This is a genomic window from Burkholderia sp. AcTa6-5 (genome assembly GCF_017815075.1).
Taxonomy (GTDB): Bacteria; Pseudomonadota; Gammaproteobacteria; order Burkholderiales; family Burkholderiaceae; genus Burkholderia; species Burkholderia sola.
This window is the reverse complement of the sequence record NZ_JAGIQE010000017.1, coordinates 84,486-110,582: the sequence shown is the minus strand read 5'-3', so window position 1 is coordinate 110,582 and position 26,097 is coordinate 84,486. Positions and strand designations below refer to the sequence as shown.

The following is a 26,097-nucleotide window of genomic DNA, read 5'->3' as shown; positions in this document are numbered from 1 at the left end:
TTTGATTCGTCCCACTCCCAAAGTCGTGATCGACTCGATCGAGTACGTGTACACGCGCTCTTTTAAAATATCGAGTGCGTGTACACGTCGTCGTTACAAACAGATACACAATTGATCGGGGGTATTAGCACTGAATCAATTTTGTCGTTTAACACGTTGATTATCATTGTGTTTTTGCGGTGCGTATAAAATGCGCGACTATAATTCGCGACATTGGTGTGGTCTTGTGAGGAGTTCGGTGCATCCGTAATCTTCCGTTGAAGACAAAAGCATGGAGTTATTCAAGTGACTTCAACGGAAGAAAACATCATCGAGCGTTACGGAGCATTGCTGACTCTTCCTCAAGTGGCGGAGCTATTGCATCGTAGTCCTGAGGGACTTCAAGTGACGCTCACCCGAGACAACGATGTGTCTCGAAAACTGCTGCCGGCACGGATCAAGATCGGTCGGCGTGTCTTGTTTAAGACGGCTGCTGTTGCACACCTCTTTGCGGAATAAGGTATGCAAGCGCGCATTGACACGACCTTTCTCACTGTCCAGCACGACCTATACAGATCAGGGCTTGCTCGAAAACTTGGGTCGGACGCGTTGAACGTGTTGAACGCAATTAAGGTGCATGCTGACTTCAACACCGGGACGGGCTATCCAGGTGTTCGCCGCCTCATGGCGCTCACGGGTTTGGCATCTGCCACGGTACAAAAGGCCTTGGCGCGCCTCGAGGCAGCAAATTTGCTGAAGAAAGTCGGGAAGCTCCGGCAGTCGACTATCTACGTTGCACGCGAACGCTTCGATGTGGTGTCGGAAAAAGGGACGTGTTCGATCGTCGTCGACTATGTACCCACGAGACTTTCCAAGTGGCTTGCACGGATCAAGGCGGCGCTGGAAACCGGCGAGCACGATCCGGACGCATTTGCCCGTGCCGAAGTCATTCCCAGCGCGGGACTTGCGTGGGACTCGAAGACCGGGGAGTTACGGGCGGCGATCCGTGTTGCCGTTCCTCCTCAGGCAGCCGGGCCACCATCTGACAAGCCGCTCTCGCCGCTAGCCGCGCGCGTTGCGGAGATAGGGGCGAACGCAATGCGAGGTCAGGACGACGCAGCAAGCGGCCCGCCAAGGTGCGCCAACACCAAGACGGGCCTGACCACAACCCACCTTCCAAGAGGTGAATCATGGCTAGAACTGAGTGTACCTGCAGCTCTCAGCAACACGAAGCGGCTAACGTCGCTCGTCTGAGAGGCTTGCTGCACAACATCTCCAGAACACAGGAAGCATTCCAGCTTCTCATCAACTTGAGCAGTTTCGTCGATCCGAGCGATCAAGAGGCGTATTTCACGATGCTAGATCTGCTGTCCCATTCGCTGAAAGACGGCGTGAAGACCTGCATGGTTAATCTTCGTTAGAAGTGAGCCAGTGAAAATTTCGAGTCGTAGAGAAGTTTGGTAGAACTACTAACGTTATAACGCTATGAAGTTATAAAGTTACGACGTCACAACGCTACAACGTCACGACGTTAAAACGTTGCGCGGAGGATATGAATATGAAGAAGTGCCTCTATGTCTTGGTTGCCTGCGTTCTGGGCGCCTGTGGGCAGGAATATCACACCAAGGCTTGGTATATCGAACATGACGCGGAGCGAGCCAGCAGGTTCAAGGAATGCGAGAACGATCCCGCGCAATATCTGCGGCAAGGTTCAGACTGCCTGAACGCGAAAGAAGCAAACGCGATGGTGACTTTCTACGGCAAAGAAGCGGCGCTTAGAGCGGCCCGCGAGCAATAAGGAGCGAACCATGGCCTTCGATGCGGTAACGCAGATATTCGACTACATGGATGCTGTGACGCTCCAGATCGTCGCCGAAAACGTTAGCAGGATGATTGCATGGGTCACGCCGCTCGCGGCGCTTGGCCTGACCATTATGCTCGTCATAGATGGCGTGGCGACGATGCTGCGGCCGAGCGGCGTACCGCTCACGCACCTCGTGGAGAAGTTCCTCAAGTATTACGCGATTGTGGGGATCGCCGGCGCCGGTGGCCTGTATGAAACAACGCTGGCCAGTACAGCCATCCACTTGCCCGATGAACTGGCGTCCAAGCTGCTGGTACACGGGAGCCTGGGTGCGAGTAACAGCGCCATAGCAAGCCTGATCGATGGCGCGATCGACCACAGTCTGACCGTCATGCGCACGGTCTTCGCGAATTCGAGCCTACTGACGAGCACCGGGATTGGGGCTTTCATTCTGGGCATCGTGCTCGTGCTTTCCACCCTACTGATCTGCGGCGTGGGCGCTGTCTCGATTCTGATTGCGAAGTTCCTGCTCGCGCTTTCAGTTTGCTTCGGCCCATTCTTCATCTTCATGTTGCTGGCCCCGCCGCTCGCCAATCTCTTCGGGAACTGGCTCGGTTCGGTCTTGAACTACGTCATCCTCATAGCGATAACAGCGATGAGCTTCGGTGTTTTCATGCACTTCTACGACAGCGCCATCTCGGCCGCGGCCAAACCGAACCCGGACGCGGCCATCATTGGCCCGATCATCACGGCCGGCCTTGTCACCGTTATGGCACTCGGTTTGTTGAAGGTCTTGCCCGATCTCGCAGCGCGATGGACGAGTGGCGTCAAGACGAATTTTGATCGTTTCCTGCCGCAGCCAAGCTCGTCTCCCGCGGCCCCCGGCGGAGGTGAGGGAAGCCCGTCCGGGGGTAACACGGGTGGCAGTGCAGGGGCGGTCAGCGGCTCGAATTCCGGGGCCGGGAGTGCCGGCGGCAACTCGTCGAGTGGCAGCGGATACAGCTACGCTCGAGGATCGCAAGGCAGTGCAGGCACGGGTAGCGGCTCGAATTCCGGGGCGGGCAGCGCTGGGGGCGGCTCGTCTAGTGGAGGCGGATACAGCTACGCTCAAGGATCGCAAGGCTCACAAAACAGGGGGACGTAACGATGATCGAGGTATCGAATGACGCACTTCGAACGGTTGTGATCGCAGGCATGGCTGTTGTAGCCGCGACGGTAATTTTTAGATTCGTGCTCCCCTTCATCGGGAGCAGATTGCGCGGAGAAACCATCGCCGACCACGTCGCTCGGGTCGAAAGAGAGCAACGGGAGAAGCGGTTGTTCCAGTCCAATCTGAACACGTCGCCGCAAGAAGCCTTGTCGATACGGCTGGTGAATTTTGCGATCGCTCTCGCTGTGATGTGGCTGCTGTCGCGCTTCCCAACTAGCTATCTTGTCGTGTACATCGTCCTATACGTCGCCGTTGGAATGGGCTTTTGCTGGTGGGCCAAGGTGATTCCGGCTGAGAAATTCAACAGCCTGAACTGGAATAGCCGGCTCCAGCTGCGACTCTTCTACGTCTGGCTGTGGCCGATAAACGTCGCCAGATCGCTCATGCGTTGACTGCACAACGCCGCTTCCGGGCGGCGATTTAGTCTCTGTTCGCGCGGTAGCGCGAGCTGTCTTCGGCGCCCAATATTCCTCGATCTATCGCTCATTCACGTACCGAAAGGACGTTTGCGATGACGACAAAAATCCTGTCCGAGGTGTGCGAAGCTTCGCCAGTTTCACGTGTCACGCCCGCCTTTCCCGATCGATTTCTCGGTTGGCCCCGACTGCCTCTTAGCTAGTCTTTCACGATCCGGCAGCACCACCGTGAACCAGAAAGCGAACGCGAGACCTGCGATCAGAATGCCGCAGGAAATCAAGTTGGAAACCGTACCTGCGTTCAATTTTTCACCTTCGTCAAGCCGCTTGTTTTGGCATCCGTGCGGCAATCCATTCGGCTACCGGTATCCCGTCGCTTGCGACACGGGGAATGGATTTTAGCGCCGCAGGAATGCTCAGAAGCTGCGCATCGTGCCCGGTTCTGCTCCACTCTGATCGCAGAAAATTCGTAAGCTTATCAACCTGGGCCTTGATGGAATCGAAGCGCGGAGCCGTATACATCAGCCGCGTAACTCGGGCTACTGCATCATCCGCCTGTCGGGCGCGAACGGCAACGCGGATCTGATAACGCCACTGCCGTTTGGTTTCATCCGTCATGCGCCACGTCAAACGAACGCCGCCGCCGACAGCCTTCGAGTGCGCCATCTTCAGCAATTCGTAGCCGGAGACGTGGATGCGCTCCCCGGGTTTCAGCGCATCTTTCAGGTCCTCGCGCGCTTTTCGTGAGCCTTTCTCTCGTTCTCGAGCTGGGTGCGCTCCATCCGTAACCAGCAGCCACCAGTGCAGGCAATTTGGATCACCTAGATCAGCGAGTATCAGTCGCGCATTCCCAAGGCATTTCGCACGTCGATAGGCAAGCTGGTTGCGATTCAACGCAACCAGATAACGTTCGGAGAATTTTTCGCAGAGAGCGTGTACACGCTCTGTTTTGACCGTGCCGGATGTATAGCTGTGATAGCCCTGAATAACCGCGTCCATGAGGCGCTGCATGAGCGCCGCACGGTCCTTGATTACGACCATGCTCGTGTCCTCTCCGGGAATTGATTCAGTAGCAAGTCAAATCCTTGCTGGATAAGGCTTTGCGGGAATTTTATGTGTTACCGATTCATTGCTAATTATAAGAGATTCCGCGCGAGGCAATACGCTAGAAATGACACGTCACCAATAGAAGCATGGTAGGAACAAGAAAAGCGGATGTGCTACATTCGCCGCAGATTTCCTGTGAGGATTCTGCATGAGTTCGGCATTCATTCGCGAAGGCGACACGACCAGCCATGGTGGTCGAGTGCTCGCCTGCACATCGACCAATATCGTTTTCGGTAAGCCGCTCGCGCTCGAGGGCGACATGGTGTCGTGTCCGAAGTGTGGCGGCGTCTATCCTATTGTTGGCGTCCGAGTGCGCAGCATGACATTCGGTGGCCGAGCCGTAGCGACAGAAGGCGACAAGACAGCCTGTGGCGCGACGCTGATCGCGTCACAAGGCATGGCGACGGTGGAGCCGACGTCTGGCGCAGGTGGGCCGGTCGGCGCGGGGAAAAGCGTTGTCTCGCAGACGATCGCGCAAGACGACGGCACATATCGCGGGCGCTTCCAACTCGTCGACGACCAGTCGCGCGAACCCCTCGCGAATCACCCATACACTGTTACGTCTGCCGACGGCCAAACGATCCGAGGCACAACGGACGCGAGCGGCCATACCGACTGGCTGAGCAGCCACCAGGCGTCGTCGCTGACCTTCGAACATGCCCCGGCGAGCGATCAATGACGAATTCGGCATCGGGCAACATGGGGGCCGGCCAGGGGAAAACCACGCAGGTCGGGATGACCAAGGGCAACTTATCCCCGGAAGACCGCGCGGTACTCTGCGACGCTCTATGTCGCTGCAAATCGATAGGCGTCTACAGCCGCGATGCGAAGATCCTCCGCCAATCGTGCGTCGCACAGCGACTGCGAGCAAAGAACCTCGCCTCGAAGGTATTGACCGGCGAAACGACGCCGTACCTGCCGGAAGTCTCGTACGACATGCGGAATGAGCCCCCGACGCCCATCATGCGCGCATCGGACCCGTCGACCCCGCATCCGTGGCTTCCGGCGTGGATTCAGAAATACTGGCCGGGCGGCATGGATGCATACAAGCAAGAGGACAAAACCTGGTTTCGACGGCCCGACGTCGTGATCGTGAACGATCCGTCCAAGCCTCCTGTACAGTCGAACATTAGGAAGGTGGTGGAAATGAAGTTCCCGCCCGACGAATTTTCGAAGACGCAGGAAGCCGCGTACATGGACATCGCCGGCGACGAATCGAAATACTCGGGCATCACGCCGGATGATTGCGGTTGCGGTGACGCCGATGAGCAATCTCAGCGATCGACTGCAAAGCAGACTCAAACGGACCTTGAGAGCATCCTTGGCGGCGGCTCCAATGCACGCTCGGGCAGTCTGTTCCCGCCGCTCATCCCCCCGGCGCTGCCGCCGACTCCGTTTCCCTTTTAAGCATCATGCCAATGACGAAGGACGAACTGATCGCGTGGGCCAACGACCCGAACCGAGCGGGCACGCTTCCGTTCGGCGCATTCGAGCCGAAGCACCAGCGGGCGATCGTAGGCGCGGCCCTCGCCGTGCGTGCCGTTATCTACTTCAAGGGCGGCCACACGCCGGCCAAACGCAAGGCGCTTAGCGCCTGCTTCCAGCGGTACACCGATGCGCTGCTGACTTATCAGCGCGCGGCTGAAAAGGCCGCCGGCCGTGACCCGTCCAAAGGCTCTCCGCTGCGATGGCTGTACCAAGATGGCAAGCAGCCGGTTGAGTTCGAAAAGGGGCCTTCGTTCGCCTCCTTGGCGACGAGCATCCCGGCTGATGCTCCGTTCGTACTGGCCCTCTCTAACGCGGAGGACAAACAAGAGGCCGGCACGATGGAATTTTCGACTTTCTGTCTCGAGGACTGGCAGGCGTCGATGAACCGAGGCATCGACGTTGCGACGTTCTCTGTCCCGCAAGCTTTCCTGACGCTCTGTCCGGACGTGTTCCAAGCGCTCTTCGCGCAAGCCGTCGACGAGCTTGACGTGGTGCACGGGCACGCGGGATATGCCGCGAACCTGTCGCTGTTGCAGCGGAGCCCAAACGAGGCGTCGGAATATTTTTGGGCGCGGAAATTCGGCCCTGGTCTGGACGTCGGCGACCCGATGCGTCGGAACCTCCGCCGGCTCACCGATCACATCAAGACGGTGGACTGGTTGACGGCAATCAATGCCGATCTCGTGCGGGAACTGGGGGGAGTAGACAAACTGGGCCTGCCACCGGACTGGTTCCGCAAGCAGCGCTACGACGACGGCGGCCTGATCATTCAGGCTGGCGTTGCGCCGCAGACGGGTATTGCTGGCGAACCAGGCCATCCTCCTGAGCCCCCGCCTGCGTATGTGCTGCTGAACAGCGCTCTGCGTCCGATCATTGCTGATGCGCTCGGCACGTTACAAACCGGGACGGCGACTAGCACCGCTCCCCTGCTGAACACACAGGTTGCGACCGAGGCTTGGCTTCGTCGGCTTGATGTCGAGCCAGACCGTATCAACGAATATTGGGTCGAACTGCACAAGACGCCCAAACTCCCGGCAGCCGGGACGTAGCGGTCACTAGCATCGGCCATCTGCTAGATCGCTGATGCCCCTTTGGTGCGAGGTCCACCCGCGCCCGCCCGTGGATGGCTGCGCTGCCCACACCGCGAGGGTGTGGACAGTCCCGGCCTTCGCGGCCGGGATACCGCACCCGCCCACCGGCTCCCCGCGATGGAGCCCTTCGGGCCTGACGCGCCGCTGCGCGGCTTGCCTCGATAAGATAAAAGACTCTCAATCGAGCGCTGCCGTCAATTTTCGCGAAAATCAGACGCTCTGAACCGCTGATTGTGCGAAAGTACGCTACCCCCTTTGCCGCGTCGCCGAAATCGGCACCATGGGCCGGATCTCGTGTCGCAAGGGCATCCGCTCCCACAGGCCCGCCCCCTTTTTGTAGCCATTTCCGGCGCTGGCGGTCCCCGAACTGGTTAGCCGGTGGCCCTCACGGGGGCCGGGTTGAGCGATCGGGACGGCCGTAGGACGGCCCGATCGCGATTTATCCCGGTCTTAGCCGGTGGCGGGGCTTGCCCCGTCAGCGGCTTAGACCAAGGCTCCACGGGCTTGGGTGAACGGGTGGGTCCGGGGCGCCGAAGCACGGAGTGCCGTGAATCTTCCGGTTTCGGAGCTCTTGTGGGGCAAAAAATGGACCTCGAGAGACAACCGCTGTCGATCCAGAGACAGAAAAGGCTCGATTTTTGTCTTTGCGCTGACCGCCTGTGAGCCCTATTGGGATCGCACGCAGTACCCAGCGAGTTCATCGATGATCCCTCTTAGCTCGCACGATTGCCCGCCGGTTTCGGCACATTGCGGGCGGCGGGCTTGTTCGCAGAGGTATCAACGGTCCCGGTAGTATTGTTCACATTCGTTAACATCGTTCCGTGTCAGCCGGCGATACAGAACTAGCATGTATCACGTGCTGATACAGAACGAGAGCGTATCGCCGCCTGATACGCTGCTCGTTTTTTAAGCAGCTTCGAGGAGGCCGCTAGCGGCTGTGGCAAGTTGTAACGGCCCAGAGGCGGGCTGAACGTAGGCGGATGCGCTTTGACCGCGCAGGGAGGCGAACGACGTGCATCTGGCGTCCGTCGGGACGCCGGAGCAGCGTCGGCGGTGTGATGCGTCTGGTTAGCGGAAACCCGCTCGAGCACCAGGGTGATTGGTATAGAATTGGTCGAAGAAGCTGCATTCCCAATAATTTTCGCACCGAGGTGTGCCTCCTCTGACGGGGCCGAGGGACGTTGCGGCACGGGGTTCCGGAGAAACATGCTATTAAACGCCAAACAGCTATCGGCTCTCTCTCGTCTCTTTTCGTCGGGCGTGTTCCGTGAAATGGCTAGGAAGGGGCGTTCTCCCCTATTTGTGCGACTGTTCGCTGAAACTGGCCTCTTAGGTCAGGAAGTCGCGGCACGGAGTACCGTGAGTTCCGCGTTTGACGCTGCGTTTGCTGAGCTGCGAAAAGCTGGCGCACGAGACGAGTATGTTTACCGGGCAGCGTTAACCCACAATATCTTGTTGGGGCGTCACTCACTGAATACGGCCAGCATGCTGACTGAATTTCGGGCTGGTGAATGTAAAGCAGATCTGGCGATCCTGAATGGTACAGGTACCGTTTACGAGATCAAATCTGAGCGAGACTCCCTAGCCCGGTTGGTGAACCAAGTCGCAAACTACCGGAAAGTGTTTGCAAAAGTATATGTAATCGCCGGGGAAGCGCACGTTCAAGACGTTATGGACATTACGCCCGTGGACGTAGGCGTGTTGAGTCTAGTCCGATGGGACAGGATTCAGACCGTTCGCGAAGCTGTTGAACGACCTGATCTAGTCTGCCCCGTTACGATTTTCGAATCGTTACGCGTAGCTGAAGCGCGTGCAATTTTGCGACACCTGCAAGTTCCTGTTCCTGATGTTCCTAATACAATGCTCTGGGCGGCAATGCGTCAGGAATTTGCGAAACTGGCGCCAACCGACGTGCATCGAGAAATGGTACGCACGCTGAAGAGAACGCGCAATCTGGCGTCGCTGAGTGAGCTGGTTGACCAATTACCCGCGTCGTTGCAACCAGCAGCTCTTTCAATTCAGGTGCGTCGCGCTGATCATGAACGCTTGCTCGAGGCGGTACGGACCCCTCTCGACGAAGCATTAACCTGGGCATAATAAGAATGTACCACCCATATTTCCGAGGAAAGCAGTTCGAGTTGATAACAATTCGCGAGATGGCGAAGTTGCTTGCCGAATCGGGATTCGTGCCGATTGTCGAACCTGTGAGAGAGGCGTTGAGCGGACTGGAGCGGACGCTGAAAACGGTCTGTGATGAGGGTGGTAGGGCCATTATTATTGTCAACCCTGATTATGGCGATCATGCCGATGATGGGGCTAACATCTCGGAATTGCTCAGGGGAGGTTTTCTTGAGGAAGAGGGAATTGCCGCAGGTATCTTGCTTAAAGATACTATGACTGTCGAGGCGGCGCTCGAATATTACGAGCAACACAATGCCCATAACCCGGTCTTTGTGCATGCGGGTTTTACTGAGTCAAAGGCGCTCGCGGCGAAGTTGGGGCAAAATCTTGCTGATACGCAGCACGTATTTTTTGAGAAATACTGCGGAAAGCTGTATTGGAGGCATTTTAAGGATTGTCGTCGCGTTCTTTTGCGTGATGGTTTTGAGCGACGGCGAAATGCGGATCACCCCGAAGTTGAGCCGTTCTCTGATCTCCATGTCACTTACGAGGATGAAGGCATGGATGGCTTCGGTGACTTTCTTATGGTGGGTGACGATTATAGCGAGGGGGGCGGCCCTGCATACGCAGTGGCAATCCATTTAACCTACATCGATCCGGATAAGGACGATGTTATGTATATCTACCACTTCCTTTCTACGACAAACAATACACCGACCGACCCGGCTGGCAAGTTTGCGCAAGCGCTTGAGAAGCTGATCGCGAAACTCGACTCAGGGAAGTCAAAGCTGTTCGAGGGAGAGGCGATTGCCGAGTTTCGGGAGCTTCACGCCAAGGGGCACTTCCCGGGGCTCGGATACGTGAAAAAGCTTTCGATGAAACATCACATTGAAACGCTAGCCAGCTTCTTTTCCTAAGCAAGAATCTATGCCCATGCGGTGTTGCCCTGAGTGCTTTGGTGATCGAGGTCTTCGTAAGAACATTATTCCGTCATTAAGTCCGACCCGTGGGCAGTGTGACTTTTGCGGGTCGATCGACGTCGACTTGATAGAACCGGGGCAACTCGCGAACGTCTTTGAGATGCTCGCTAGCGTCTATGAGTCGGATTCCGACGGGAAGCCGCTAGTTGAGTGGATGAAGTCGGACTGGCATCTCTTTTCTCATCCCCGTCTCGATGACGCTAGGGCAAACGAACTGCTCAACTGTATTTTTGACGACGATGCGATCACCGGAAAGACCTTTGCGCCATCGGCGAGTTACAAGAGCGAAGGGCTTGCGCGTTGGGAAACGCTAAGGGACGAGTTGCTATTCAAGAATCGTTATTTTCTTGATGAGGCTCTGGACACTGATCGCTTGAAAGAGCTTCTTGCTCACCTTCTAGCGGATGGCATGCCGGAGATATGGTACCGAGCTCGCATCATGACGAGTGACTTGCCATATCCGATTGCAGAAATGGGAGCGCCACCTACGCGACTGACGAGCCATGGCCGGGCGAATCCAGTCGGTATCCCATATCTTTACCTAGGTTCACTTCCGAACACTGCTGCGGCCGAAATACGGCCGCATACCGGTGAAGTGGCGTGTGTGGCTGAATTCACGGTGCAGCGTCCGCTCGTGGCAGTGGATTTGCGCAATCCGCGTGAATCTGTTTCCCCGTTTGTTCTCGCCGATGCCGGTGCGATCGGGCAACTGCGCGCAGACATTCCGTTCCTCGAGAGGCTCGGGGACGAGCTCACGCGCCCGGTCCTTCCGAGGAGTGCTGCTATTGACTACATCCCAAGCCAGTACCTGTGTGAATTCATCAAGAAAAGCGGGTACGACGGTGTTGTCTATCGTAGCTCAGTCAGTGACGGCATGAATCTGGCGTTGTTCGATCCAGCGATCGCGGCCGGTGGTTCTGTCACGCGTTACAGCATTAGCCGAGTTTCGGTTGAAGTCGTCCCTCTTTGATACACCAACCGTTTGAAGCGATTCGTCGCTTTGGCTAGAACAGACGGTGTAATTTTTCGTTCGGCCACTTACGCGATTTTTCGGCAAACTCCTTATTATTCTTCTCGAAAGTGCATTCGGGTTGAAGTCGTTGTGCTCGGCCGCCTCCAGCTCTCGATGTGTTGTGCGCTGCGCTGACGGGTGGGGCGGATGTCGAAACCGCGCTGACGGGGGTTAGCGTCGTAGAGAAAGGCGAGGGACCAACAATGGAACAAGATAATGCCAAGGCCGCGCTCGACGCGGCTGACGATGCCATCGAAGGGGCTGCCCCCCCAGCGGTCGCAGAACAGGATGCAAAGCGGGCGGAAGCCCGCCGGAAGGCAAAGGAGAGCTTGATCGCATCGCTTGCAGGTGGGGACTTTTCGAACCAGCAAACGCGCGTCGCTCATATTCTTAACTTGCATCCGGCTGCGCGGAACAGCGACGTGGCTCTCGCGTTGAAGTACTGGGAGACGTTCCATCCGGACCTTTATAACCCGGATGGCATCAAGCCGGCTGATTTCTTCAAGCTGGACCGTGTGCCGTTTCTGGTGCGGGCTCGGGCTAAGATCCAAAACGAATATGAGCTGTTTCAAGCGGAGGAGAAGGTCAGACGTCGGCGGAAGGGGCGCGAGGATGAGATGCGCGACGCGGTTCTGGCAGACGAAGCGCCGCGGCAAACGCTGCAAGTGTTCTCGGATGAGACGGGAAAGGGCGAGGATCACGTCATTATCGGATCGGTCTGGGTGTTGAATGGTCGCGCGGTATACGACGTGACGAAGGCCATCAAGGACTGGCAGTCTGATTCAAAGTTCGCCAAGCGTGAGGTCCACTTTTCGGCGTTTGGTAAGGGGGATTTGGACGCCGTGGTCGACTATCTCAACGTCGTGGCGGCGAATCGGGAATTTCTCAGCTTCAAGCTGATCGCCATGAACAGGCGCAATTCACGACGAGCGATCGAAGACGTAGTGCAGCGGCTGCACGAGTTCGTGCTGGTCCGTGGACTATGTCATGAAATCGAAAGCGGTCGCGTTGGTGTGCCGCGGCATGTCGCGGTGACCATGGACGAAGAGCAGTCGATTGACCGAATTGCGCTTGCGGAGATCCGGAATAGGGTTGTCGAAGGCTTGGAGCGAGAACATCTTGACGGTGTGACGTTCGACGAACGATTTAACACCGTGTCTTCGAAGGACAGCGCACTGGTACAACTTGCCGATGTTATCGCCGGCGCCGCGAATCGTCGGCTCAATTTCAAGGGTGAGCGCAACCATAAGGACGACATTGCCGACAGAGTAATGGACACCTTGGGACTGACGTTGGAGGAGGGAGAGGCGCCGGAGGTAGACGCGGCAGTGCTCTTCCGGGTTTAGCGGTCTAACCGAGACAGATGAGGTACATTGGCGGTACGCGGCTAAGCTTTTTTGCGTTTCGCACCGTTACGCTAAGCTACTGAATATAAAGTACTTTGTGATGTGCTGTGTTACGGATACTTTTCCTTAAATATCAGTAACTTATTGATTTAATTGAAAATTTGTAATCATCAGGTGGCGGGTTCGAGTCCTGCAGCCGGCACCAAATCCGAAAAGGGGTTACGGAGTTTCCGTAACCCCTTTTTCGTTCATGGGGCTGCGCGCCGTGATGTCGCGAGCGCCGTCGTTATCCCCTTTTTCTTGTCACGCCCGCGTCACGCCGCATCTCTAATGTTGCACGTTCCCGCCGCGGCAGCATTGTCGCGATCGGGGTGTGCGTGATCGCATCCGACGCCGTGCCCGCGTCGCGCAGGATCACCCGGGATCTCGCTCCCGGCAGCGCATCGGCTTCGGCCTCCCATCCATTCCATTCGAAAACGTGATCGACGCCGATCGAATGCATCGCGGACGATCAGGAGACATGGACCATGTTGAGTCCGCATGAATTCTCTATGCTGCTGCGCATTGCGCGCGCGCCCGACAGTGTCGACCTCGCGAACCCGGCGTTCGCCGTGCTCGTCGAAAAGCAGCTGGTCGACGACACGCAGGTACGCGTAGACGAGATAGCGGCGCGCCCGGCGCTGACGCCGATTGGCCAGATGCTGCTTGCCCGCTTCGACGAGGCGGCCTGACGGAAAACGGAAAAGAGGAAGGAGGCAAGACGCTTGCATCTGCGCGTCACGCCTTCGCCGCAGCGAAAAGCGTGACGCATTGAGCGCGCGCCGAACCGCTTACTGCGCGACCGGCACCGTCACGTCGCTGCCGAACCAGTGCGTCGAGATCTTCTTCAGCGTGCCGTCCTTGCGCAGCGACTCGAGCGCATCGTTGATCGCCTTCTCGAACTTCGGGTTGCCCTTGCGGAACGGGATCGCCATCTCCTGCTTGCCGCCGTTCAGCACCGCCCCCGAGCGCAGCGGCAGGTTCGACGTCTTGATCATGTACGGCAGCATCAGCCGATCGTCGAGCGTCGCTTCGATCCGACCTGCGGCGAGGTCGCGCAGCTTCTCCGGCGCGCCCGGATACGTCTGCACCTCGATGCCCGGCACGCTGCGCGCCATCTGGTCGTAGTTGGTGCCGAGCGTCACGCCGAGCTTCTTGCCCTTGAAGTCCTCGAGCGACTTGAAGTTGCGCGTGTCGTCCTTGCGCTGGATCAGTTGCGCGGCCGAGTACGTGTACGGCTCGCTGAAGTCGAGCGCTTCCTTGCGCTGCGGCGTGATCGTGACCTGGTTGACGATCACGTCGAACTTGCCGGCCTGCAGCCCCGCGATGATGCCGCTCCATTCCGTCGGGACGAACTGCGTCTTCACGCCGAGCTTGCCGGCGACCGCGTTCGCGACGTCGACGTCGAAGCCCTCGAGCTGGCCGGACGTGCCGCGCGAGTTGAACGGCGGATACGTGCCTTCGAGGCCGACCCGCAGCACGCCGGCTTTCTTCACGGAATCGAGCAGGTCGTCCGCGTGCGCGGCGACGGCCGTGAAGCCGAGGGCCGACGCGAGCAGCAGGCCCGACAGCAGGAACTTCGAACGTTTCATCGCAGATCTCCAGTGGTCAGCAGGATGTTGTGGTGAGCGCCGGGCACCGGGCGCTGACCGGCCTCGGTGGGCCGCAATACGGGCACGTAGACACTACTCGCAACCGCGCCGCACCGGAAGTCGAATTGGCCCTGATTGCACTCGATTTCAGCGGATTGAAGGCGGCAATGCAGTGTGACGGCAACCGCTGTGCACGGCGCCTGCCTGTTCGAGCGTTCGCCGCGGGCATTCGGAATCCGCTTAAAAATAGTCTTTTAAATCAGGTCATTTTTCCGATTCAGGCCGTAATTTGTCTGTAAAATCGCGCGAGCGAAATCGCTCAGCGCGCCATCCGAGGGCGCGTCAAAAGAAGAAAAGGCCGTTGCCATGAACATGCAGAACACTGTCGCCGCATTGCGCGGCGGGTTGCTTCAGCAGGACCGGCTGCTGAAGCTCGACACCCCGTTGGGGGCGAACGTGCTGACCGTGCAGCGGGCGGTCGGCCGCTCACGCATCGGGCGCGCGTACGAATTCACGCTGGACGTGCTGTCGACCGACAGCGATGTGGAGCTTAAAAAGCTGATCGCGCAGCCGGTCACGTTGTGGATCCAGCAGGGCGATCGCAGCTACCGGCCGGTGAATGGCTATGTGCACACCGCGCGTCGTCTGGGCGCCGACGGCGGGCTCACGACCTATCAGCTCACGTTCGCCGATTTCACCCATTTCCTGAAGTTCCGTCGCGACCAGCGGATCTGGAACGATACGACCGTCGACCAGATCATCAGCGACGTGCTGGACCAGCATCCGCAGGCGAAGGGCCATTTCCGCTTTGCGCTGTCGAAGCCGTTGCCGAACCGTTCGTACACGCGCCAGCACGACACCGACTGGCATTTCGTACATCGGCTGATGGAGAGCGAAGGCCTTTACACCATCTGGCAGCAGGCCGACGACGGCAAGTCGCATACGCTCGTGATCACCGACAACCTGCAGGCGTTTGAGCCGCTGTCGCCGCAGGCCGTGCGCTTCTATCACGGCGGCGCGGCGAGCGAAGCCGACGCGCTCACGCAATGGTCGGGCACGCGCACGCTGCAGAGCGTCACGCGATCGACACGCACGTTCGACTACAAGAATCCGTCGCAACCGTCGAACCCGAAGGGCACGACGCTGCCGACGATGGCCGGTCAGGGCGAATTGCCCGACCAGCTCGAAGTCTACGAATACACCGGTGCGTACACGTATCTGGACCAGACGCGCGGCGACCATCTGACGAAGATCCGGATGGAGCAGTGGGAGTCGGAGGCGAAGCGCTTCCACGGCGCGGGCGGCGTGCGTGCGATCGATGCCGGCCGGCGCTTCACGCTGGCGGACCATCCCGAACACGATCGCGATCCGGCCGATCAGCGCGAATTCGCGACGATCGGCGTCGAATGGTGGATCGAGAACAACCTGCCCGTTGCCAACAGCAGTGCGGACTTCCCTTACAGCCTGCGCGATGCGCTGACGCAGGCGCAGGACGGCTATGGCGCCGACCCCACGTTTCGCGTGCCGCACGACGACGGCTCGGTCGGCTTCTATCTCGTCGAGGTCGAAGCGCAGCGCGTCAGCGTGCCGTATCGCAGCCCGTTCGAACACGAGAAGCCGAAGATGCATCTCGAGACGGCGATCGTCGTCGGGCCGCAGGGCGAGGAAGTCTATACCGACGAGTTGAACCGGATCCGCGTGCAGTTCGTGTGGGATCGCCTGAACCCGGGTAACGAAAACGCGTCGTGCTGGGTGCGCGTCGTGCAGTCGGACACGGGTGGCGGCTACGGCGGCGTGCACGTGCCGCGCATCGGCGAGGAAGTGCTGATCGACTATGTCGGCGGCGATTGCGACCGACCGCTGGCCGTCGGGCGCGTGTACAACGGCGCGAACCAGCCGCAGTGGCATAGCGACGGGATTCTGTCAGGGTATCGGTCGAAGGAGTATTCGGGCGGCGGCTACAACCAGCTCGTGATGGACGACGCGACGGGGCAGAACCGCGTGCAGCTGATGAGCAGCAGCGCGAACAGCCTGCTGCATCTCGGCTACATCATCGACCAGAGCGGCAATTCGCGCGGGTCGTATCTCGGCAGCGGGTTCGACTTGCGCTCGGATGCGTATGGCGCGGTGCGGGCGAGCCAGGGCCTGTACGTCACGACCCATCCGAAGGCGGCGAACAGCCAGCCGCTCGACGTGAAGGAAGCGCAGCAGCAGCTCGTGACGGGCGAGAGCCTGATCGAAGCGATGTCGGGCGTGAGCGAGCAGCATCAGGCGGAAAGCCTGAAGGAAGCGCACGACACGATGCGTGCGTTCACCGACGCGACGCAGGACAGTGCGTCGGGCAACGCGTCCGGCGGACGTACGGCGGGCGGCGGCACCGGCAGCGCGAACGCATTCAAGGAACCGGTGATGCTGTTCGGCAGCCCGTCGGGGATCGGGATGTCGACGCAGCAGTCGATGCACGTGGTCGCGAACGATCACGTGAACGTCGCGAGCGGGCAAAGCGTGCATGTCGCGGCGGGCAAGTCGCTGATCGGCAGCATCGGGCAGAAGCTGAGCCTGTTCGTGCAGAACGCGGGGATGAAGCTGTTCGCGGGCAAGGGCAAGGTCGAGATCCAGGCGCAGTCGGACAACGTCGAGGTGACCGCGCAGAAGGCGGTAAAGGTTGTGTCCGCAACCGACCGGATCGAGATCGCGGCCGATCAGGGCATTTTGCTGACGAGCGGCGGCGGGTATATCCGCATCAAGGACGGCAACATCGAGATTCATGCGCCGGGCGCCATCGATGTGAAGGGGGCGTCGCATACGTTCGCGGGTCCGGCGAGCATGGGGTATCCGTTGCCGAGCCCGCGGCCGGATCAGCCGGGGCAGCTCGAACTGTTTCACAAGTACGTGAACGGCGAGGCGGTGAAAGGCGGACTGTTCACGGTGAAGGACGTGAACGGCGCCGTGCTGAAGAAAGGCGCACTCGACAACAGCGGTCATACGGTCGTGAGCGGGTTGCCGCCCGGCGCGGTGCGCGTGGAATTCGGGAAGGACCCACGCGAGTCGGATCAGCCGGCGAACTATTTCAAGCAGGCGAAGTGGCCGGCGGAGCCCGTGCAACCGTCGGCGGAAGCCGCGCAGGCCGCGGCGAGCGGACAGCTCGCGAGCCAGTTGCAGGGGATGGCGCCGGCCGCGACGGCGGCGGCGATGGGGCTGGTGAGCGGCGGCAGCGCGGGCGCGGCCCTCGGCGGGCTCGCGAGCTCGGCATTGCCGGCTGCGGCGACGGCGTTGGGCGGAGCCGGCGTTGCGTCGGCGTTGCAGACGGCCTCGACCCTGAGCGGTGCGGCGAAGCAGGTGGCCGGGATGGTTCAGGCCGCCCGTCAGGGCGGGCTTGCCGCGCTTGCCGCGCCGGCTGCGAATGCCGCGTCGGGCGCGTTGCAGAGCGCATTGCCGGGCGTCGCCGGCATCGCGGGCAAGGGCGCCACGACCGTGGCGTCGGCCGCGGGCGCGACAGGTATGAAGCTGCCGACGAGCGGGTTTGGCGGACCGCTGAAATCCTGAGAGGGCGGCTTGTCGGCCGTCTTTAAAAAATACGAATTGAACGAAGAACGACATGGCACAACAACTTCCACCGGGCGCGGAGAAGGAACAGGCTGTTACGTGGCTCAGCGATGTTTCCGCCAAGGACGTCGCGGCGGTCGGCAACCGCTTCGACGCATGGTTGCGCCGTATCAGCGGCAATCACATCACGTTTGAGGACGTGAAGACGTTTGCCGGCGCCGTACCGATCGTCGGCAACATCATGGCGATGGTCGACGCGCTGGGCGATATTGCCGAAATCGTCGAGAAGCGCGGTGGCCAGGTGCTCGACTACATGAGCCTTGCGATCAACCTGCTCGGCATCATTCCGATTCCGCCGACACTCGCGCCGTTCCGGATGTCCGCGCGCCCGCTGCTCGCGCTCGTCCGTCACGAATTGCTGGCGACCCGCAACAATCTCGGCGCGGCGATCATCTCCGTGCTGGTCACGCATATCAATGCGACCTGCGCGACCGAGATCGAGGATTTTCTGAACAAGCTGAAGGCTGGCCTCGTCGAACTGCTCGACGGATGCGCGTCGAAAGCCGAGGAGCTCATGATCGCGCTGGCGACCGGCATGGACAAAGCGCTGCACGGACAGCTCTTCGATGCCAACGCCAATTTGAAACGCCAGCAACAGCTTGCGCAGAAGATGGCGGACAACCGGCCGTGGTACAGCCCGAGCCGGGTCGGTGACGGCATCCAGTTCGCGTACGAGGGGACCAAGGCGCTGGGGAAGAAGGTTGTCAACAAGGCGGCGGGCACGGCGGCGAAACTTGCGCCGGATGCGTGGCTCGAGCCGTTTCGCAGCACGGTGACCTTCCTTCGGACCGAGGCGCCGAAGATCGCGAAGTCGATCCGTTCGCTCGCCGGCAGCGAAGAAGGCAAGATGATGTGGCTGGTCGTGCAGCTGATCGAGGCGGTCGGGCGGGTGAAGGCACGTGCGAAGCTTCATGAGCAGACTGCGGACGTCAAGGCGAGCGGGAAAAGCCAGGCGAAGAAGACGCGCGGGCAGGAGGGGCTCGAGAAAACGGAGGGGCAAGCGCCGGCCGAAGGGCCGGGGAAGAGCACGTGCAAGGCGTGTGGGGTCGGGGCATCGCCGGCATCGATCGACTTCGCTTTCGGTGACGAAACGTTCTCCCACGTGGATTTCGACCTGCCGGGCGCCATGCCGCTCGTTTGGGAGCGTACGTATCGCTCCCGGCTGTCGGCCTATGACAACGGAGAGCTGGGCGCGCGGTGGATTACGCCGTACACGACGCGAATCGACCTCAAGAACGGTCAGTGGATCTATCGCGATGTGGAAGGGCGCAGCATCGAGTATCCGGCACTGGCGGCCGGCGCGACGCACGATGATCTGTCCGAGAATCTGACGCTGTCGCGGCTCGACGATACGTGGGTGACGATCGCATACGGCCATGACACGCTGCATGTATACGAGCGCCGTGGCGACGCGTTCCGGCTCGCGATGCAGAAGGACCGTGCCGGCAACACGATCACGCTCGACTACGATGCGCTTGATCGCGTTGCACGCGTGATCGATGCGAGCGGCAATGTGCTCGCGTTCGAGCACGACCGGCATGGCCGGATCGTACAGATCGAGCATGTGCTCAAGGACGGTGCGCGTCGCACGCTGGCTAGCTACGAATACGATGCGAACGGCGATCTCGTGCGCGCGGTCGATCGTCATGGCAACGCGCGGACGTATCAATATCACCGCCACCTGGTGACGCGCTATACCGATCGCACGGGCCGCGGGATGACGCTCGAATGGGATGGCGCGGATGCTGAAGACAACGCAGACGCGAAATGTATTCGCGAATACGCCGACGACGGGAGTCTCGATCTTCGGCTCGCATGGAATCCGAACATCCGCCTGACCTACGTGACCGATGCCCTCGGTCAGATGACGCGGTACTACTTCAACATCCACGGCTACGTGTACCGGATCGTGTATCCGGACGGTAACCAGGAGTGGTTCCGGCGCGATGCCCACCACAATCTGGTATTGCATATCCGGCAGGATGGCAGCATCGAGCGGCGCGAATACGACGCGCGCGGCAATCTGGTTCAGCACGAACGGGCGGACGGCAGCGTTGTCGAGATGGCGTATGACGACAAGGATCAGATGATCCGGCTCGTCGATCCGAACGGGCATGTGTGGCAGCGCAAATATGACGATGCCGGAAACCTCGTCGAGGAAATCGATCCGCTCGAGCATTCGACGAAGTACGAATACAACGACAAGGGTTTGCCGACGCAGATCATCGATGCGAAGGGCGGCTCGAAGACGATCGAGTACAACAATACCGGGCAGATGACGAGCTATACGGACTGCTCCGGAAAGAAGACGGAGTGGCGCTACGACGACATCGGGCGTGTGATCGAGACAAAGGACGCGGCCGGCGGTGTGGTTGCCTATCGGTACGGACCGAACGGGCAGCCGACTGAAGTTCGCTCGCCTGCCGGCGTCGAGCAGCTCCAATACGATGCTGAAGGCCGCTTGCTCCGGCACACGGACCAGCTCAATCGTTCGACGCGATATGGCTATGATGCGGTCGGTCGCATTGCGAGTCGCGCCGATGCGCTCGGGCAGACGGTCGCGTATCGCTATGACCGTCTCGGCCGTTTGTCCGCGTTAACCGATGCGAACTTTGCGACGTACCAGTTTCACTACGATCCTGCAGGCCGGTTGATCGAGGAAATCGGCTTTGACGGCAAGTCGACGCGCTATCAGTACGATCCGGACAGCGGCAGTCTTATTTCGATCGATGAAGCGGGTTGCGTGACGTCGGTCGACATCGATGTAAGCGGCCGACTGCTGAAGCGCGTCGCGGGGGAAAGCGAGGAACGGTTTGCCTACGATCCGAGCGGCAGGTTGATCGACGCGGTGAATCGGTACAGCCGCGTGCAGTTCTTCTTCGATCCAGTTGGTAATCTTGTGCGTGAACATCACGCCTACGATCTGTTCGGCGACCGGCGCAGCTACGTGTGGCATCACGAATACGACGAACTCGGCAATCGTCGGCGGACCGTTCGGCCGGACGGGCATACGGTCGACTGGTTGATGTATGGCTCGGGACATGTGCACGGAATGTTGCTCGATGGCGAGGAGCGCGTGCAGTTCGAGCGTGACGATCTTCATCGCGAGACGGTGCGCGTGCTGTCGAGCAAGGTCGGGCAGCGCACGCACTACGATCCGGCCGGACGCGTGCTGCAGCAGACGATCCAACGGTCGACGTCACCTGCGCCGCTTGCCGAGCGGCGCTATCGCTATGACGCAGCGGGGCAGTTGTCGCGGATCGAGGACAGCCGCAAGGGCGGGACCGACTATCGATACGATCCGGTCGGACGGTTGATCGAAGCGATCAGCCCCATCGCGAAGGAACGGTTTGCGTTCGATCCGGCGAGCAACATCATCGATCCGGTGCGGACCGCGGAGACGCCGGCATCGCGTCCGAGCCCGGTGCGGCCGGAAAGTACGTTGCCGGTCGAGGTGCCGAAGGTGCTCGGTAACCTGCTGAAGGCGTATGCAGGGATGCACTTCGAGTACGACGCACGTGGGAATCTGGTGCGCAAGCGTACGCCGGCGGGTGAGCAGGAATACGAGTGGGATGAGTTCAATCGCATGCTGTCTGCGCGCGTTGCCGAGACGTCGCGGCAGAGTCAGGCACGGTATTTCTATGACGCGTTCGGTCGGCGTATTGCGAAGGAAGTGAACGGCGATCGGACGGTGTTCGGGTGGGATGGTGACACGCTGGCGTACGAGAGTGACGGTGAGCGCGGCACGCACTATCTCTACGAGCCGGGGACGTTCGTGCCGCTGGCGCAGTATGTGGCGGAGCCGGTCGAAGGGATCGTGACGCCGGAGTGGAAGAGTACCGACCGCTATGTGCCGGAGGAGGATCCGCTGCAGAAGGTGCCGGAGCGGCGGGGCGATGCGGCGGTGTTCTATTACCACTGCGATCAGATCGGTACGCCGCAGTTGCTGACGGACGACGACGGCGACGTTGTGTGGGAAGCATCGTACAAGGCTTGGGGCGAAGCGCGGGAGGTGATTGAGCGGGCGTCGAAGGCGGCGGGAATCGTGCCTAAGAATTCGTTGCGATTCCAAGGGCAGCAGCTTGATGAGGAGAGTGGACTCGCTTACAACCGATATCGATACTATGATCCGAGCAGCGGCCGTTTCATCAGCAAAGACCCAATTGGGCTGGCTGGCGGGATCAACGCGTATCAATATGCTGACAACCCAACAGGGTGGATCGACCCGCTTGGCCTTGCTCGCTGCCCTTGCGATCCGTGTGGTAAGTCTCGTCGTTCAAGTCTGAGGGATATTCGTCGGCAGCTCGGCATCCCCTTGTCTCAGCAGCCCATCAACCAGAAAATGGTCCCGTTGACGGATTCCAGCGGAAATTGGCTTCTTGGCGACAACAACAAGCCCATCATGACGCGGGAATTGACCTATCAGGTCGGTGGTAAAAACGTGGTCATCCAAGACCATTCTGCAGGTCACGTATTTGGAGAAGGGGGGATCGGCGATCAACCATCACACCACAACGTACGCCCCGAAGAAAACACCCGCACAGGAAAGATTCAGGGAATGGATGATCACTATTATTTTGACTGCCGGAACAAGAAATGAACCTGATACAGCGGATCATGAATCCACAAGCCCTTACGGTGCTTTATGGGAGCGAAGCACCACTTGATGGCGCCGAGATCCTTGAGGTTCAACTCAAGCGGGACGAACCTCGACTGTCGGTGAGAATCATGACCACTCAGAAGCCTGTTTCGCAGCCGAACCGATGGCCGAAAGACTATGACGTCGTCTATCTAAGCTTGTCATTTATCGGTGTTTCCGGCCTCTCCATCGGAGGGTGGGGGTACGATAATATTGTTGCGGCGTTTGTATCGACCGTCGCCGATAATGTTGCTGCGATAACGATCAATTGTAAGGAAGGCGCGTCGATTGCGTTGAAGTACGACTGGGTTCGCGTAGAGGGAATCACATACGGCTACCTAGGTAGCGCCTAATTTTTCCAGTCAGCGCGTAACCCGGTGCGCTGAATCGACCCACTTGGGCTCGCTCGTTGTTCTTGCGAGCCCTGCTCAAAATGGGACGTTGGTCAGTGCGACGAGCTCAAGTGAACCGCCCCGGATTTTGTGGAGGCTCCAACTCTTGAGAGTGATTCATCGGACCTGTCCGACCCCGAAGTATGAAGCGCCACCGCATCGATCTAGTATTTCGAGGTAGCGGTGGCCGAGGTCGGCCCATTGTCTGGTGCACTGAGCCCGTTTGAGAGTTGGACCCGCAGCCCTGCGAGCACCCCAAATTGTGACCTGGGGCAGTCTGTCGCCCTACCGGATCACGCTTACCAGAATCCGATTGACCTGCCCCCTTCAATAGGGCCAATGGGCTTCTAGCAAAGTCCCTTTAAACCAGCTCCTGGAAAGCGGCAGGAGCATCCACTATTGCCCGGTGTTTCGCAGCAAACTCTGCTGGCGACAGGTAGTTCAGTGCGGTTAAACAGCGCGTTATCCGGAACGATTCAAGTCTGAATCTCAACCCGCCTCACACCCGAAATTCCGGATACCTCCTCCCGGGGTGTTGTCGTCGAGCCGGTCCCCTCGACACTCGCACGACGCAGGATGATCAAGCCGACCAATTTCCCCGTCGTGGAATCGGCATAATGACGGCCTGCCAACGTGACACTGCGGCGCCCAGCAAAACTCATCCTCGTTACAACGCACTGCCCATGTCGACCATCACCGCGACCACCGCGTCGCTGAAGCACATTCTCGAACACCCCGGCGACTTCTCCGGATGGCTATGTCTGCCGCCGACGCCATGGACGCTCGATACAGAAGGCGCATTCAAAGACGCCGACCACACTGAAGCCGACATGCCGCCCGCCACCGCCCCGCACCCCGGCTGGCGCGTGACACTGACCAGCGCGACGATCGAGGACATCGTGATCAATGCGCATGACCAGGTCGACGAACCGAGCGTCGCGCAATTGTTCGATGCATTCGTGTTCTACGTCGACAACGACGATTTCATCCTGCTCTGACGATGCACGCCACGCGCCACAGCAACGAAGGACCGCCGGGCGGTCCTTCTTTCATGAATCGACACGTTCGTACGAAGCCCCTCAAGGCAACGAAATCGTCAAATTAGCCGACTCCGGCCCCACCTTGATGACTTGCGAATAAGGCGCCAACGCCTGCAGCGTCTTGTCCTTGAGATAAGTATTGAGCCCGAGATACCCAAGCAGCGCCACAAGCGCGAACACCGCCCCAATCGCCCAAACCGGCACCTCCCGCTTCAACCGATGCGCGATCTGATCCGGCAGCGGCCAATGCGGAGCAAACGCAGCGCGCTTGCCCTTCATATGCGCGATCTCGTCGCCTAGCCGTGCGGTGAGATAAGCGAGCTTTTCCGGCCCCTCGAGCAGATACTTGCCTTGGAACCCGAGCAGCAGGCACATGTGAAACACCTCGAGCGACTGCAACCGCGCCGCGCCCTGCGCACGACATTCCTCGAGATACTGGAAGAACTTTTCCCCCGCGAGCTGCTCGCCGAACAGCACGAGCTGCAGCGGCCGGCGTTCCCAATCCGCGCGGATCTTGAACTGCGACGACAGCACCATCTCGTCGATCGCCGCACAGAACGCGAACTTCGCGCCGTACACGTCCTCGGCGGCGATATTCAGCTTCTTCGCGCCGCGCTCGAAATCCGACAGGAATTCCTGGATTCGCGTGCTGAACTCGCTGGCGCTGTCCGGCTCCCGCTTGTTCTTGAGCAGGAACAGCATGAAGAACCCGTCGTACAGCAAATCGAGCAGCGAACGGGCCTGGAACGCGGAGTCCGTCGACGCCGGGCTATGCAGGGGCGGCGGCACGTTGTCGCCGAACAGGGAGGGCGCGTAGCTCATGATGTGACCGCGATCAGTTCGAATTTCAGGTCATTGATGCCAGTCGGCGCATAGATCATCGCGGACTGGGCCTGCAGCATGCGCTCGTACAGCGGGCTGCGCGAATCGAGCGCGAAGTAGCACGCGCCGGGGCGCACCGGAATCGCGGGCGGCACCTGCGGCGTGTACGACAGCCGCACGCCCGGCATCGCCGACAGCACGAGCTTGTCGACGTCGTCGGGCGCGCCGACCTTGAAGCGGGCGGGCACCGCGTCGACGAGCTCGACGCTCGGCATGTCCGCGGACACCGCGAGGTAGAACTCTGTCTTGTCGTCGATCTTGCCGGAATCGAGGCGGCCGAGGTGGAACGACGGGCGCACCTCGTCGAGCGTGATCGCGAAATAGCGCGTCGAGATCACGGTGTCGAGCAGTTCGCGCAGCATCAGGTCGAGACGCGCGAAGCTCGGGCCCGGATCGTCATGACGATACACGGGCAGGTCGGCGAGCGTATAGCCCTTCGAGAACGTCATCAGCTGGCCCGCGAGGCGCAGCAGTTCCTGGAACAGCCGTTCCGGATGCAGCGCCGCGTGCTGGTGCAGGTGCGCGAGCGTCGCGAATGCGGCGTTCGCCGTGTGCAGCAGCCAGAACGACGCGATGTCGCCCGAGCGGAATTCGATGATGTTCTTCGACGGCTCGCGGTGGAAGCCGTACAGCGCGTTCACCTTCGCCTGCAGCGCGTCGACCAGCTGGCGCAGCCGCTGATGCAGGATCGGCGACGCTTCGATCGCGAGGCACGGCGGCACGAAGCTGTCGTCGATCTCGAAGCCGGACGTCGCGGTGCGACGCACGCGCACGAGCGGCACCGACAGCAACTGGTCGCGCGGCTCGCTGTGCGCGATCAGCTTGACCTGCGTCTTCAGGAACGTGATGTCGGCTTCCGCGGCGTCGGTGAAGTTGTCGGCGACGCTCGTCTGTTCGCTGACGAACCGCGTCATGAAGCCGGCGGCCGGATCGTCGCTGTAGTTGGTGCCGTTCTCGCGCAGCGGATGCAACGCGAGATAGAACACGAATTCGTTGATGCCGTCGGGCAACGTGTCCAGCGCGATCGGCGGCGGCAGGTCGTCGGCCTGCGGCGCGGCATACAGCGCGCCGTCCGGGAACACGAGCGCGAGTTCGGCTACCCGCAGCACGTTGCTGCCGAGCGCGTCGCGATCGATGCGCACCGAGCGCACGCCCCAGTTGTACGGCTGGATCGCCTGGATGGACTCGAACAGGCGCGCCTCGTGGTACGCGTCCTGCCGTTGAAAGTGTTGAGGCCGGAGGAACAGTCCTTCCCCCCACAGCACCTTGGCCGAATAACTCATGTCAAATCCGGTTAATGTGGCGTTGCGACGTAATCGATTTGTTCGTGCCCGAATTAAATCGCCAATTGTT

Annotated in this window: 23 protein-coding genes; 18 read left to right on the top strand and 5 right to left on the bottom strand. The window is 59.9% G+C overall.

Annotation, left to right across the window (positions count from 1 at the left end; genetic code table 11):
- Window positions 1-285 precede the first annotated feature (285 nt).
- The 5 genes from J8I33_RS22520 (at window position 286) to J8I33_RS22500 (ending at window position 3,385) form a co-directional block, all read left to right on the top strand.
- Window positions 286-498, top strand: a complete 213-nt coding sequence (locus tag J8I33_RS22520) for a DNA-binding protein (protein ID WP_209939099.1) — start codon at window positions 286-288, stop codon at window positions 496-498.
- 3 nt (window positions 499-501) lie between these two features.
- Window positions 502-1,233 (top strand): DNA-binding protein, encoded by a 732-nt coding sequence (locus tag J8I33_RS22515; RefSeq protein ID WP_209939098.1) that lies wholly within the window; start codon window positions 502-504, stop codon window positions 1,231-1,233.
- Between the two features lie 304 nt (window positions 1,234-1,537).
- Entirely contained in the window at window positions 1,538-1,777 is a 240-nt protein-coding gene (locus tag J8I33_RS22510; protein WP_209939097.1) for an EexN family lipoprotein, read from the top strand.
- Between the two features lie 10 nt (window positions 1,778-1,787).
- Window positions 1,788-2,927 carry a type IV secretion system protein gene (locus J8I33_RS22505; protein ID WP_209939096.1) on the top strand — a complete coding sequence of 380 codons (1,140 nt, stop codon included), beginning with the start codon at window positions 1,788-1,790 and terminating at the stop codon, window positions 2,925-2,927.
- 2 nt (window positions 2,928-2,929) lie between these two features.
- Window positions 2,930-3,385 (top strand): hypothetical protein, encoded by a 456-nt coding sequence (locus tag J8I33_RS22500; RefSeq protein WP_209939095.1) that lies wholly within the window; start codon window positions 2,930-2,932, stop codon window positions 3,383-3,385.
- Window positions 3,386-3,727: 342 nt separating this feature from the next.
- On the opposite strand, the gene J8I33_RS22495 is transcribed toward J8I33_RS22500, so the two are convergent.
- Window positions 3,728-4,450: a hypothetical protein gene (locus J8I33_RS22495; protein WP_209939094.1), complete on the bottom strand. Its 723-nt coding sequence runs from the start codon at window positions 4,448-4,450 to the stop codon at window positions 3,728-3,730.
- A 214-nt stretch (window positions 4,451-4,664) separates the two neighbouring features.
- Between J8I33_RS22495 and J8I33_RS22490 the strand changes: the two genes are divergently transcribed.
- From J8I33_RS22490 to J8I33_RS22460, 7 genes are all read left to right on the top strand, one after another.
- Window positions 4,665-5,195, top strand: coding sequence for a PAAR domain-containing protein (locus tag J8I33_RS22490; protein ID WP_209939093.1), 531 nt, complete (start codon window positions 4,665-4,667; stop codon window positions 5,193-5,195).
- A complete protein-coding gene (locus J8I33_RS22485) occupies window positions 5,192-5,923 on the top strand; it encodes a VRR-NUC domain-containing protein (RefSeq protein WP_084900098.1) in 732 nt (243 codons plus the stop codon). The genes J8I33_RS22490 and J8I33_RS22485 overlap by 4 nt, the downstream gene beginning before the upstream one ends.
- Before the next feature lie 11 nt (window positions 5,924-5,934).
- Window positions 5,935-7,053, top strand: coding sequence for a DUF3396 domain-containing protein (locus J8I33_RS22480; protein ID WP_209939092.1), 1,119 nt, complete (start codon window positions 5,935-5,937; stop codon window positions 7,051-7,053).
- Window positions 7,054-8,454: 1,401 nt separating this feature from the next.
- Complete coding sequence (locus J8I33_RS22475; protein WP_238361277.1) at window positions 8,455-9,192, top strand: sce7726 family protein; 738 nt, start codon at window positions 8,455-8,457, stop codon at window positions 9,190-9,192.
- A gap of 5 nt (window positions 9,193-9,197) precedes the next feature.
- Window positions 9,198-10,133 (top strand): sce7725 family protein, encoded by a 936-nt coding sequence (locus tag J8I33_RS22470; protein ID WP_209939090.1) that lies wholly within the window; start codon window positions 9,198-9,200, stop codon window positions 10,131-10,133.
- A 217-nt stretch (window positions 10,134-10,350) separates the two neighbouring features.
- Complete coding sequence (locus tag J8I33_RS22465; RefSeq protein WP_245172314.1) at window positions 10,351-11,166, top strand: RES family NAD+ phosphorylase; 816 nt, start codon at window positions 10,351-10,353, stop codon at window positions 11,164-11,166.
- 245 nt (window positions 11,167-11,411) lie between these two features.
- Window positions 11,412-12,554 (top strand): DUF3800 domain-containing protein, encoded by a 1,143-nt coding sequence (locus J8I33_RS22460; RefSeq protein WP_209939088.1) that lies wholly within the window; start codon window positions 11,412-11,414, stop codon window positions 12,552-12,554.
- Window positions 12,555-12,840: 286 nt separating this feature from the next.
- Here the strand turns inward: J8I33_RS22460 and J8I33_RS22455 are convergent, their stop codons facing one another.
- A complete protein-coding gene (locus tag J8I33_RS22455; protein WP_143328865.1) occupies window positions 12,841-13,056 on the bottom strand; it encodes a hypothetical protein in 216 nt (71 codons plus the stop codon).
- A 25-nt stretch (window positions 13,057-13,081) separates the two neighbouring features.
- Between J8I33_RS22455 and J8I33_RS22450 the strand changes: the two genes are divergently transcribed.
- A complete protein-coding gene (locus J8I33_RS22450; RefSeq protein ID WP_050013112.1) occupies window positions 13,082-13,285 on the top strand; it encodes a hypothetical protein in 204 nt (67 codons plus the stop codon).
- 99 nt (window positions 13,286-13,384) lie between these two features.
- Here the strand turns inward: J8I33_RS22450 and J8I33_RS22445 are convergent, their stop codons facing one another.
- Complete coding sequence (locus J8I33_RS22445; protein ID WP_050013111.1) at window positions 13,385-14,185, bottom strand: cystine ABC transporter substrate-binding protein; 801 nt, start codon at window positions 14,183-14,185, stop codon at window positions 13,385-13,387.
- Window positions 14,186-14,217: 32 nt separating this feature from the next.
- Here J8I33_RS22445 and J8I33_RS22440 point away from each other — a divergent pair, with 32 nt between their 5' ends.
- The 5 genes from J8I33_RS22440 to J8I33_RS22420 all read left to right on the top strand — a co-directional run bounded on the left by J8I33_RS22440 (window position 14,218) and on the right by J8I33_RS22420 (window position 23,820).
- A complete protein-coding gene (locus J8I33_RS22440) occupies window positions 14,218-14,484 on the top strand; it encodes a hypothetical protein (RefSeq protein WP_209939116.1) in 267 nt (88 codons plus the stop codon).
- 67 nt (window positions 14,485-14,551) lie between these two features.
- Window positions 14,552-17,731 carry a type VI secretion system Vgr family protein gene (locus J8I33_RS22435; protein ID WP_209939087.1) on the top strand — a complete coding sequence of 1,060 codons (3,180 nt, stop codon included), beginning with the start codon at window positions 14,552-14,554 and terminating at the stop codon, window positions 17,729-17,731.
- Window positions 17,732-17,783: 52 nt separating this feature from the next.
- A complete protein-coding gene (locus J8I33_RS22430) occupies window positions 17,784-22,391 on the top strand; it encodes an RHS repeat-associated core domain-containing protein (protein WP_209939086.1) in 4,608 nt (1,535 codons plus the stop codon).
- Window positions 22,388-22,783 carry an immunity 50 family protein gene (locus J8I33_RS22425; RefSeq protein ID WP_124631200.1) on the top strand — a complete coding sequence of 132 codons (396 nt, stop codon included), beginning with the start codon at window positions 22,388-22,390 and terminating at the stop codon, window positions 22,781-22,783. The genes J8I33_RS22430 and J8I33_RS22425 overlap by 4 nt, the downstream gene beginning before the upstream one ends.
- Before the next feature lie 722 nt (window positions 22,784-23,505).
- Window positions 23,506-23,820 (top strand): hypothetical protein, encoded by a 315-nt coding sequence (locus J8I33_RS22420; protein ID WP_124631201.1) that lies wholly within the window; start codon window positions 23,506-23,508, stop codon window positions 23,818-23,820.
- Between the two features lie 81 nt (window positions 23,821-23,901).
- Here J8I33_RS22420 and icmH read toward each other — a convergent pair whose 3' ends face one another.
- Together icmH and tssK are read right to left on the bottom strand one after the other, a co-directional pair.
- Complete coding sequence (icmH, locus tag J8I33_RS22415) at window positions 23,902-24,684, bottom strand: type IVB secretion system protein IcmH/DotU (RefSeq protein ID WP_050013105.1); 783 nt, start codon at window positions 24,682-24,684, stop codon at window positions 23,902-23,904.
- Window positions 24,681-26,027 carry a type VI secretion system baseplate subunit TssK gene (gene tssK / locus J8I33_RS22410; protein ID WP_006477098.1) on the bottom strand — a complete coding sequence of 449 codons (1,347 nt, stop codon included), beginning with the start codon at window positions 26,025-26,027 and terminating at the stop codon, window positions 24,681-24,683. Before tssK ends, icmH begins: the two co-directional genes overlap by 4 nt.
- Window positions 26,028-26,097 lie beyond the last annotated feature (70 nt).